Source organism: Escherichia sp. E1130, from assembly GCF_005781065.1.
Taxonomy (GTDB): domain Bacteria; phylum Pseudomonadota; class Gammaproteobacteria; order Enterobacterales; family Enterobacteriaceae; genus Escherichia.
This window is the reverse complement of sequence record NZ_VATL01000004.1, coordinates 479,098-490,638: the sequence shown is the minus strand read 5'-3', so window position 1 is coordinate 490,638 and position 11,541 is coordinate 479,098. Positions and strand designations below refer to the sequence as shown.

The following is an 11,541-nucleotide window of genomic DNA, read 5'->3' as shown; positions in this document are numbered from 1 at the left end:
TTATGCGTTTGCTGGATTAAGGGGGACTTAATCTTTACTGGTCGGTGCATCTAAAGGATAGGGGTTTTTATGCATCCGGTTGTAGTTCAGCGTGTACATGGCTGTGATCACCATCAGAGTGACGAATGACCACATGACCTCTTTTGCGCCAGAACCGACCACCGCCCAGATACAGTAAAGGAAGGCGATAGTCGTGATGGTCACATACGCCGGACGCGTTTTGCCAAAGTGACCGTGACCTAAAAGCAGTAAAGCGGCACAGGTGTAAAGATAAGGCACGAGGGTAAAGATTACCGATACGGAGGACACCAGACCAAACTCTTTGGTGGCGTTTGGCGAGATGCTACTGAACTGGAAGATAGTCATCAGAATACCAACGATAATCAACCCGGCAACCGGAGTACCCGCTTTGTTAACGCGGGCAAAAATGGGGGGGAACAGGCCGTCATCGGCAGCCGCTTTCGCCGTTTGCCCGGCCAGTAGTGTCCAGCCGCCCAGCGAGCCTAAGCAACCTGCCGCTGCGCAGAAGGAGACAATGGCCCCAGCGGTATCACCCAGCGCCATCCGCGCTGCATCGCCAAAAGGTGAGGCGGAAACGCGCAGCGCGGCATTAGGGATCATTCCCATAATTGCCGTGGTCGAGAGTACATAGCAGACGGCGGCAATCAATACCCCGCCTATGGTGGCGATAGGCACGTTGCGTTTCGGGTTTTTCACTACGCCCGCCGCAACGGAAGCACTTTCTACCCCGATAAACGACCACAACGTGACGTTTAAGGTACTTTGAATCGCACCGAAAGTACCCTGACCACTCACGTTCCAGGCTGCCATATACGTTTCACTGTGGAACCAGAACCAGCCGAATACTGCAATTCCGACAATGGGGATCAGCGCCAGCACAGTGGCGACAGCCTGCACGCGGGTGATCATTTTTGGACCGACGATATTAAGCAGAACGAAGATCCACAGCACCACCACACAGGTGATGGTTAATACCAACGGATCTTTGAGGATAGGGAAGAAGTAGCTTAAATACCCCACGCCAATGACCACCATGGCAATATTGCCGATCCAGCAGGCCAGCCAGTAGAGAACGTTTGTTTGATACCCGAGGAAAGGGCCAAAGCAGCGGCGCGCGTAGGCATATGAACCGCCAGGGCTGGGATCAAGGAAAGACATTTTGGCGTAGACCATCGACAAAGCCAGCGCACCGATAATCGTCACCAACCAACCATATATGGCTATCCCGCCTGTCGAGGCCAGGTTTGCAGGTAACAGAAAAACACCTGACCCCATAATATTCCCCGACACCATCAGGGTGACGGGGATTAAGCCCACTTTGTGAGCGTCAGCATCCGAAGACATAATTAAACTCCTGCGAAGGCGAGCTTCGTGACAATAAATTACGTCATATCATACGCCTACACTCGCGCGTTGAATTATCCTCAACCGGGTTATCGCTGATGCTGTTATTAATATAGCTCTTCGTTCAGGTTATAAATCAGGCGACAGAACGTTCTCTGTGCTGACTAACATAATGGAGAGGCGTCATACCATAGAAGTCTTTAAATACAGATATAAAATAGGAAGTGCTGTTGTAGCCGCAGGATTGTGATACCTGTGAGATATTTTTGCCGTCCATCATTAATTCATTTACGGCATAACGCATACGGCAGGTGGTGATTATTTGGCTATAACTGGTGTTTTCACTTTTCAGTTTTTTCTTTAACAGGCTGGGGCTTAGACATAAACAGCTGGCTACCATACTAAGATTCCAGTCTTTATGAATATCGCTTTCAATTATTTGATAAACGCTATCACTTACACAATTACGTAACATATACATCATAAGAGAAAGGAATTTTTTACTGTCGAGAAAGCGTGATAGCACAGTGAATAATAATGCACGAGTGCGTTCTTTTTCTGACTCTGTTTCAGCGGGCATCATGCTATGTTGAGCAGCGACGCGAAAGAGGTCCAGTGTCAGGCATGGTAAGGCCTGGACTGGGGTGGCGCTTCGTTGCCAGACGGGTATTTTTGAGAGATCTTTATTCAGAAAACGGAGGTAATCTTTGATGATGTTATGACTAATATGCGCAACCAAAGTGTTATTAAGTGAGGAGACATCAATAATATTATTTTCACAACTTAATAACGCCATGTGGTTAGCCTTCAGGCTTATAGGTTCTTTCCCATTCACCCTTAACCAGACATCTTTTTCAGTCAATAAAACAATACAAGGTTGGTCGCTGCAAATCCTCATACATGTACTCCTGAATGCAAATAAAAGACCCGTTTTCGCCAGGAAGAGCGATACGGGGAAATGGTTATATAATTGTATGACGAATCAAAACATGCATAAAAATAACGTGTTTTACTAATATTACAAATTTTTATAGTAATTTCTCATGTACAAAAAATTTTACATGCTGAAAAAGTGTAAATAACAGGCAAAAAAAAGCGCGGGGTGGGGCCGCGCAAAAAGTATGACATTTTTGTTTGCAGCAATTTTTATGAAAACGTTGCCATACTCAAAAGGCCTCAGGCCAGGCGGCGTAATGTTATTTAAACAATTACGCCTTCAGCGGAATAGTGGTTACGCTTTCACACACATCACGTGGTAAATACCGTCAATAATTTCGGTACCTTCAGTTTCGTGTTCGAAACCAGGGAAATGATGATCCCAGGATTGTAGTGAGCGTAAATAGCTTACCTGCGGACTGTTTTTATCGCCGAAGTTTTCGCCAGAGAGCAGCATTGGGATTCCTGGCGGATACGGGATAACAGAGTTCGCCGCAATACGTCCCGGTAGGTTTTCAATGGATACCAGTTCGACGTTGTTATCGACAATCGCGTTGTAGGCTTCACGCGGGGTGATTTCAGCCACCGGCAGGCCAGAATAGGCTTCGTTCAACCGTGCGCCTGGGTTGTTTTCTTTCAGCCAGGCAAACATTTTGTCACCCAGATCGTGAATACCCATATTCGCGTAAGTGTCAGGATATTGTTCAGCAAGTTCCGGCATCACCTGCGCCAGCGGTGTATTAGCATCGTAGTGGCGTTTGAAAGAGCAAAGTGTGTTAACCAGAGTTCCCCATTTCCCACGGGTTACGCCCATAGAGAACAGGAACATAATCTGGAAGTCAGTGGTGCGGGTTGGCACGATGCCGTGACGACCAAGCCAGGCGGTGACCAGTGCGGCAGGTACGCCAGTCTCTTCCAGTTCGCCGTCTTCTCCCATCCCCGGTGCGAGGATGCTGACTTTAATCGGGTCGAGCATGCTCCAGTTGTCCGGGATATCTTTAAAGCCGTGCCAGCTTTCGCCTGGGTGCATTACCCAGCAGTCCTGAACGGTGGTCAGCAGTTTGCTCGGCGCGTCGGCAAAGTCATAGGTTTTGCCAGTTTCCGGGTCGGTAACCACTTCTTTATTCCACGGTTTAAAGAACCAGTTTCCTTCGTCGGTAAATTCTTTATACAACCGCGCCATTGCCTGACGGAAATCGACCGCTTCGTCGATCACTTCCTGCGTCAGAGACTGGCCGCTGTTGCCGTCCATCATCGATACTGCCACATCGTTTGATGCGCAGATGGCATACAACGGGGAAGTGGTGGCATGCATCATATATGCCTGATTAAAGCGGGAGAAGTTGATCGCGCCACGGCCTTCACGCACATGAATGTAAGACGCCTGCGACAGCGCATTCAGCAGTTTGTGAGTGGAGTGGGTAGCAAAAACGGTTGGGCCGTTATGATCGCCCGGTTCACCGCGCATGGCATAGTGATCGGCATAGATCGGATTAAAGCGCGCATAGCCGTACCAGGCTTCGTCGAAGTGCAGACGATCGGAGGTTTTTTCCAGCAGATCCTGTGCTTCTTTGGCGTTGTAGCATACGCCGTCATAGGTGCAGTTGGTTACCACGCAGTAAGAGGGTTTTTGCCCAACTTTATCTTTGGTCAGCGGGCTTTCGCTGATTTTCTTCTGTAAAGTTTCAGGCTGCATTTCCTGCGGGTAGATTGGCCCGATAATGCCGTAGCGGTTGCGGCTTGGCACCATGTAGACCGGTTTCGCGCCAGTCAGCATTAAGCCTTGTTCGATGGATTTGTGGCAGTTACGGTCAACGACCACCACATCGTTATCGGTCATGCAAGCCTGCATGATAGTGCGGTTAGAGCCGGAAGTCCCGACGACGACTGACCAGGAGCGATCGGCACCAAATACGCGCGCGGCATATTTTTCGCTTTCGCCAAATGCGCCAGTATGGTCGAGTAAAGAACCGAGGGAAGTTCTTTCGATGCCCATGTCGGTACGGAACAGATTTTCACCATAATAGTCATGGTAGAAACGCCCGGCTGGCGTTTTGGTGAAGCCAACGCCGCCCTGGTGGCCCGGTGCGGCCCAGGAATACTCGTGGATGTCGCTATATTTCATCAGCGCGCTGAACAGTGGCGGCAACAGTTGCTGACGATAGCGGGTCATCGCGGCAACGGCGCGTCCGGCGATAAAGTCGGCGGTATCTTCCAGAATCCAGGCGAATTCATCGACAAGCTCCAGCAGGTCGCGATCTATTGCGGCGAGGGCTTTTTCCCGATCGCCCAACAGGAAGACCGGCACATTTTGCTGGCGTTCGTGAAGCTTACCGATCAATTCTCTGACGTTTTGATGTTCGTCCGGATGTTCCATTTGATAGCTGAACATCAGACAATCAATGGCCTCATTTGAAGAGAGAATGGCAAAGCCGTCATCAAATGAGGTTGATTTAATGACAGTGACATTTTGCTGGCTTAAGGCATTCGCCAGACGCTCAACGGCGTTACCGACCCAGGTGTCCTGATGGAGAAACTCGCTTTCAACAATTAATACTTTCATCATTGCTTACCCGGTTATGAAGGAATCTTCGTTGCGGGCAAGTATCTTCTGGGTATTTCAGGCTGTAAAGCGAGTAAAAAACAGTCGCTTTTGTTTTTTTATTTTTATAAACAAACAATTACATTGATTTCTAAAGTTGTTTTCACTGCTTATTATCGACAGCTAAACTATTTTTTTGGCTGATACTGATATCATCTTTATCCGGGAAGTGTCTGGCGGTGTTGTTGGCTAAGTTTGCGGTATTTTTGCGGCGACATGCCGACATATTTGCCGAACGTACTGTAAAAGCGACTGCTCGAACGAAAGCCTGCTGTCAGGGCAATATCGAGAATACTTTTATCGGTATCGCTCAGTAACGCGCGAACGTGGTTGATGCGCATCGCCGTAATGTACTGTTTCATCGTCAATTGCATGACCCGCTGGAAGATCCCCATCGCATAGTTGGCGTTAAGTTTGACGTGCTCGGCCACGTCGTTGATGGTTAGCGCTTGATCATAGTTTTCTGCAATAAAGCCCAACATCTGGCTGACATAAAACTGTGCATGACGCGAGACGCTGTTTTTGTGCGTACGCGAGGTTTTATTGACCAGAACCGGCTCCCAGCCAGAGAGGCTAAATCGCTTGAGCATCAGGCCAATTTCATCAATAGCGAGTTGGCGAATTTGATCGTTTGGGCTGTTGAGCTCCTGCTGCCAGCGACGCACTTCAAACGGACTAAGCTGCTGTGACGCCAGTGATTTGATCACCATACCGTGAGTGACGTGGTTTATAAGGTCTTTATCCAGCGGCCAGGAGAGAAACAGATGCATCGGCAGATTAAAAATTGCCATGCTCTGACAGGTTCCGGTATCTGTTAGCTGATGTGGCGTACAGGCCCAGAACAGCGTGATATGCCCCTGGTTGATCTTCACTTTTTCATTGTTGATCAGGTATTCCACATCGCCATCGAAAGGCACATTCACTTCGACCTGACCATGCCAGTGGCTGGTGGGCATGATATGCGGTGCGCGAAACTCAATCTCCATTCGCTGATATTCTGAATACAGTGATAGCGGGCTGCGGGTCTGCTTTTCATCGCTGCTACACATAAAGTTATCAGTATTCATGGATGGCTCTCTTTCCTGGATTATCAGAATTATGACATGAGTGGGGGAGGATGACTGCGAATGGGAGCACGGTTTTCACCCTCTTCCCAGAGGGCGTCCAAGGATAAGGAGGCCGAAATCTCTGCTTTTCAGCTAATTTATTCCCATAAACTCAGATTTACTGATACTTCACTCAGGATCTGAGTTTATGGGAATACTCGACGGGGAAGCCGGAAGTTTTCTGCGGTATCGCCTGCCATGATGAAGTTATTCAAGCAAGCCAGGAGATCTGCATGATGTCTGCACCCAAAATTACATTTATCGGCGCTGGTTCGACAATTTTCGTTAAAAATATTCTTGGTGATGTGTTTCACCGTGAGGCACTGAAAACGGCGCATATCGCTCTGATGGACATCGATCCCACACGGCTGGAAGAGTCGCACATTGTGGTGCGCAAGCTGATGGATTCAGCAGGGGCCAGCGGCAAAATCACCTGCCACAGTGAACAGAAAGAAGCCTTACAGGGCGCCGATTTTGTGGTGGTGGCGTTTCAGATTGGCGGTTATGAACCCTGCACAGTGACTGATTTTGAGGTCTGTAAGCGCCACGGTCTGGAACAAACCATTGCCGATACGCTGGGGCCTGGCGGCATTATGCGTGCGCTACGTACCATTCCGCACTTGTGGCAGATTTGCGAGGACATGACGGAAGTTTGCCCCGATGCCACCATGCTCAATTACGTTAACCCGATGGCGATGAATACCTGGGCGATGTATGCCCGCTATCCGCATATCAAACAGGTGGGGCTGTGCCACTCGGTGCAGGGAACGGCGGAAGAGCTGGCCCGCGACCTGAATATCGATCCGTCCACGCTGCGTTATCGTTGCGCTGGTATCAACCATATGGCGTTCTACCTGGAGCTGGAGCGCAAAACCGCAGACGGCAGTTACGTGAATCTCTACCCGGAACTGCTGGCAGCGTATGACGCAGGCCAGGCACCGAAACCGAATATTCATGGCAATACTCGTTGCCAGAATATTGTGCGCTATGAAATGTTCAAAAAGCTGGGCTACTTCGTCACGGAGTCGTCAGAACATTTTGCCGAATATACGCCGTGGTTTATTAAGCCAGGTCGCGAGGATTTGATTGAGCGTTATAAAGTGCCGCTGGATGAGTACCCGAAACGCTGTGTTGAACAGTTGGCGAACTGGCATAAAGAGCTGGAGGAGTATAAGAACGCCTCCCGGATTGATATTAAACCGTCGCGGGAATATGCCAGCACGATTATGAACGCTATCTGGACTGGTGAGCCGAGTGTGATTTACGGCAACGTTCGTAACGATGGTTTGATTGATAACCTGCCACAAGGATGCTGTGTGGAAGTGGCCTGTCTGGTTGACGCCAATGGTATTCAGCCAACCAAAGTTGGTGCACTGCCTTCGCATCTGGCTGCCCTGATGCAAACCAACATCAACGTACAGACGCTGCTGACCGAAGCCATTCTTACCGAAAATCGTGACCGTGTTTACCACGCCGCAATGATGGACCCGCACACCGCCGCCGTGCTGGGCATTGACGAAATTTATGCCCTGGTTGACGACCTGATTACCGCTCACGGCGACTGGCTACCTGGCTGGTTGCACCGCTAAGGTGTAATCGCTTCCGGCGCTCTGGTGATTAAGCCATAGCGCCGTAACTGGCGGCAGTGAAGACGAGCGAGCAATATCACTGTCGTTAATGCGCCAAGCAACGCACAGAACATATCGGATTGCGTGTCCCACTGGTCGCCCTGGGTGCCGAGAAAATCATCCGCTCCCTGGCCCATCGCCAGCGCCGCCCACCACTCGATCAACTCATACATGGCGCTTATTGCCAGCGCTACGCAGCAGACCAGGAACGCCACCATTTTCCGTCCACGAACGTACATTCCGCGCACGAGAATTTCTCGTGCCACCAGTGCAGGCACCAGCCCCTGGAAAAAATGCCCCAGCTTGTCATACGGATTACGGCTCAACCCTAACCATTCCTGCACCTCAAAACCGATGGGAACTTTCGCGTAGGTGTACTGCCCGCCGACCATCAGGATGATGGCGTGAAAGAAAATGAGCGTATAGAGCAGCGGCGTTAACGGGTAACGTCTGGCGGTGGCAAGCAGTAGCGGCACGACAATAATCACCGGTGTTACTTCCATCAGCCAGGTGAGTTTGTCATGGGCCGAAATGCCGGTATAAATCAGGATTAACGTTAGCGCCAGTGCGCCGGTGTTAAGAATTAACGGCTTGAGTGTGCGGGTCATGGTGAGTTCGCAAGTCAGGGAAAATACTGACTATTCACCAGCAAGCGTGAAATTACAATCGCAAAAGAGGTGGCCCAGGGGGATCACCTGGCAGCATGCTGCCAGGCGCTGGGCCGAAGAGGTTACTTAGTGCAGTTCGCGCACTGTTTGTTGACGATTTGCTGGAAGAAGTCGTTGCCTTTGTCATCGACCAGGATAAACGCCGGGAAATCTTCTACTTCGATTTTCCAGATAGCTTCCATACCCAGCTCCGGATAAGCAACGCATTCCAGATGCTTGATGCTCTGCTGTGCCAGTACCGCTGCCGGACCGCCGATGCTACCGAGGTAGAAGCCGCCGTGTTTATGACACGCGTCGGTAACCTGCTGACTGCGGTTACCTTTCGCCAGCATGATCATGCTGCCGCCGTGGGATTGCAGCAGATCCACGTAGGAGTCCATACGACCTGCGGTGGTTGGGCCAAGTGAACCTGATGGATAACCGGCAGGGGTTTTCGCCGGACCCGCGTAGTAGATCGGGTGATCTTTGATGTACTGCGGCAGTTCTTTACCAGCGTCGATCAGCTCTTTCAGCTTGGCGTGTGCAATATCTCGACCCACGATAATGGTGCCGGTGAGCGACAAACGAGTGGAAACCGGATATTGCGAAAGCTGGGCGAGGATCTCTTTCATTGGGCGGTTGAGATCGACTTTCACCGCTTCACCTTCACCCGCCTGGCGCAGTTCTTCCGGAATGTACTGGCCTGGGTTGTGTTCCAGTTTTTCGATCCAGATACCTTCGCGGTTAATTTTCGCTTTGATGTTACGGTCAGCGGAACAGGACACGCCCATACCGACCGGGCAGGAAGCGCCGTGACGCGGCAGGCGGATTACGCGGATATCGTGAGCAAAATATTTACCGCCAAATTGCGCGCCGAGGCCGAGTTTCTGGGCTTCTTCCAGCAGTTCCTGTTCCAGCTGGACATCGCGGAACGCCTGACCGTGTTCGTTCCCTTCGGTCGGCAGTTCATCGTAATAGTGAGCGCTTGCTAACTTGACGGTTTTCAGGTTGGTTTCCGCAGAAGTGCCGCCAATCACAAACGCGATATGGTACGGCGGGCAGGCTGCGGTCCCGAGGGTGCGCATTTTCTCGACGAGGAAGTTTTTCAGTTTACCCGGAGTCAGCAGGGCTTTAGTTTCCTGATAGAGATACGTTTTGTTGGCAGAACCGCCGCCTTTGGCGACGCAGAGGAATTTATATTCATCGCCATCTACCGCGTACAGGTCGATTTGCGCAGGCAGGTTAGTGCCAGTGTTGACCTCTTTGTACATGTCCAGCGGCGCGTTCTGTGAATAGCGCAGGTTATCTTCGATATAGGTGTTATAGACGCCTTTCGACAGCGCTTCTTCATCACCACCGCCGGTCCATACGCGCTGACCTTTTTTACCAACAATGATCGCGGTGCCAGTATCCTGGCAGGTCGGCAGCACGCCTTTGGCGGCGATTTCGGAGTTTCTCAAGAATTGCAGCGCCACGTACTTATCGTTCTCGCTGGCTTCTGGGTCGTGAAGAATAGAAGCAACCTGTTTCTGGTGTGCTGGGCGGAGCATGAAAGAGGCGTCGTGGAAGGCTTGCTGCGCCAGCAGGGTCAGGGCTTCTGGTTCCACTTTCAGGATGGTTTCGCCGTTGAATTCGGCAACGCTAACGTAATCGGAAGTGAGCAGATAGTATTCGGTGTTGTCTTTCCCCATCGGGAAAGGCGCCTGGTAGATAAATGGTTTGTTTGACATAGCTTCCAGCCTGTAACTCTGTATTTGTTATACGAAAATGGCGTGCCGCACAGCGACGGGCGGCACGCAAAGTGCATTTATAAGAACCCGTACATCGCGGCGAAGATCCAGCCAAAGACGCAAGATACGCTCACGCCAATCAACCCTGGCAGAATAAAGCTGTGGTTGATGACGAAGCGACCGATGTGGGTGGTGCCGGAACGGTCAAACTGAATCGCTGCCAGATCGCTCGGATAGGTCGGCAGGATATAATAACCGTAGCAAGCCGGTGCTGAAGCCACGATGTAAGCCGGGTCAACGCCAATCGCCAGTGCGACAGGAACAATCGCCGCCAGCGCCGCGGCCTGGGAGTTTACAAACTTGGAAACCAGCAGCAGAACAATGGCATAGGCCCACGGATACTCTTTCACCATTTCGCCCAGTACGCCCTGAATTTCAGACATATGCGCACCGAACATGGTTTCTGCCATCCATGCGATACCGTACACCGCCACGATGGCGATCATACCGGAACGGAATACTTCGTTTTTTGAGATAGACGCGGGATTGGTTTTGGTCAGGATAATAATCAGCGCCCCGGTCAGCAGCATAAACATCTGAATAACCAAGACCATCGACAGCGGTTTGCCGCCGAAGGACGGACGCAGGTCCGAATCAGCACCGAGGAGTGCGACCACGGCAATTGCCCCGAGGAAGATCCACATTGCCAGCCAGTTGCTTTTCGGCAGTTTTTTATCCAGCAGCGTCGCGGTGTCACCGTAAACGTACTCACGGTTTTCCGGTACGGAGATGAATTTCTGGAACTCTTCGTCTTTATCCAGATCTTTACCGCGGAACCAACTGAAAATACCGATCGCCAGGATACCGAGTAACGTCGATGGAATGGTGATTGCCAGCAGGTCGAGGAACTCAAGGTGACGACCATCAAAGGTAACGTTACCCAGCATCGCGACCAGAGACACTACCGCAACCGACACCGGACTGGCGATAATCCCCATCTGTGCACCGATAGAACTTGCCGCCATCGGACGTTCCGGACGGATATTGTTCTTAATTGCCACGTCGTAGATGATTGGCAGGATGGTGTAAACCACGTGACCTGTACCGCAAAGAATGGTCAGCGTACAGGTAACAAACGGCGCGACAATGGAGACATATTTCGGATTGCGGCGCAGCAGTTTCTCGGCAATTTGCAGCATGACGTCAAGGCCGCCCGAGGCTTGCAACGTGGCCGATGCCGCCACCACCGCGATGATAACCAGCATAACATCAACCGGTGGTTTACCTGGCTGAAGATGGAAGACGAATACCAGAATGACGAGGCCGATACCGCCTAATAGACCTAGCGCGATACCGCCCTTTCTGGCGCCATAGAACAGACATATCAATATTATGATAAGTTGGATAGTAAATAACATTTGTGAACCCTCGCGATAATCCCATTTAAATTTCTACTGAATAGAACGCAGTCTCGTTCTGTTTGTATGAACTTTTTTCAGAGCCTGACTAATATCCTTTTGGTCGTTA

Annotated in this window: 8 protein-coding genes; 1 reads left to right on the top strand and 7 read right to left on the bottom strand. The window is 50.8% G+C overall.

What is annotated here, in order from left to right; all coding sequences use genetic code 11:
• Positions 1 to 27: 27 nt before the first annotated feature.
• The 4 genes from adiC to melR form a co-directional block, all read right to left on the bottom strand.
• Entirely contained in the window at positions 28 to 1,365 is a 1,338-nt protein-coding gene (adiC, locus tag FEK66_RS05125; protein ID WP_130259497.1) for an arginine/agmatine antiporter, read from the bottom strand.
• A 136-nt stretch (positions 1,366 to 1,501) separates the two neighbouring features.
• Positions 1,502 to 2,263, bottom strand: a complete 762-nt coding sequence (adiY, locus tag FEK66_RS05120; RefSeq protein ID WP_138211420.1) for a DNA-binding transcriptional activator AdiY — start codon at positions 2,261 to 2,263, stop codon at positions 1,502 to 1,504.
• A gap of 333 nt (positions 2,264 to 2,596) precedes the next feature.
• Positions 2,597 to 4,864, bottom strand: a complete 2,268-nt coding sequence (gene adiA, locus FEK66_RS05115; RefSeq protein ID WP_130206100.1) for an arginine decarboxylase — start codon at positions 4,862 to 4,864, stop codon at positions 2,597 to 2,599.
• Positions 4,865 to 5,061: 197 nt separating this feature from the next.
• A complete protein-coding gene (melR, locus tag FEK66_RS05110) occupies positions 5,062 to 5,970 on the bottom strand; it encodes a transcriptional regulator MelR (protein WP_135495140.1) in 909 nt (302 codons plus the stop codon).
• A 272-nt stretch (positions 5,971 to 6,242) separates the two neighbouring features.
• Here melR and melA point away from each other — a divergent pair, with 272 nt between their 5' ends.
• Positions 6,243 to 7,598 (top strand): alpha-galactosidase, encoded by a 1,356-nt coding sequence (melA, locus tag FEK66_RS05105; protein ID WP_130205917.1) that lies wholly within the window; start codon positions 6,243 to 6,245, stop codon positions 7,596 to 7,598.
• Here melA and FEK66_RS05100 read toward each other — a convergent pair.
• The 3 genes from FEK66_RS05100 to dcuB all read right to left on the bottom strand — a co-directional run bounded on the left by FEK66_RS05100 (position 7,595) and on the right by dcuB (position 11,432).
• The gene (locus tag FEK66_RS05100; protein ID WP_131161354.1) at positions 7,595 to 8,245 is read right to left on the bottom strand and encodes a DUF2238 domain-containing protein; all 651 of its coding nucleotides are present in this window, start codon (positions 8,243 to 8,245) and stop codon (positions 7,595 to 7,597) included. The two genes, melA and FEK66_RS05100, sit on opposite strands and share 4 nt — an antisense overlap.
• Positions 8,246 to 8,367: 122 nt before the next feature.
• A complete protein-coding gene (gene fumB, locus FEK66_RS05095) occupies positions 8,368 to 10,014 on the bottom strand; it encodes a class I fumarate hydratase (RefSeq protein ID WP_130205921.1) in 1,647 nt (548 codons plus the stop codon).
• Between the two features lie 77 nt (positions 10,015 to 10,091).
• On the bottom strand, positions 10,092 to 11,432 hold the full coding sequence (gene dcuB, locus FEK66_RS05090) for an anaerobic C4-dicarboxylate transporter DcuB (protein WP_000899528.1): 1,341 nt from the start codon (positions 11,430 to 11,432) through the stop codon (positions 10,092 to 10,094).
• Positions 11,433 to 11,541: the final 109 nt, after the last annotated feature.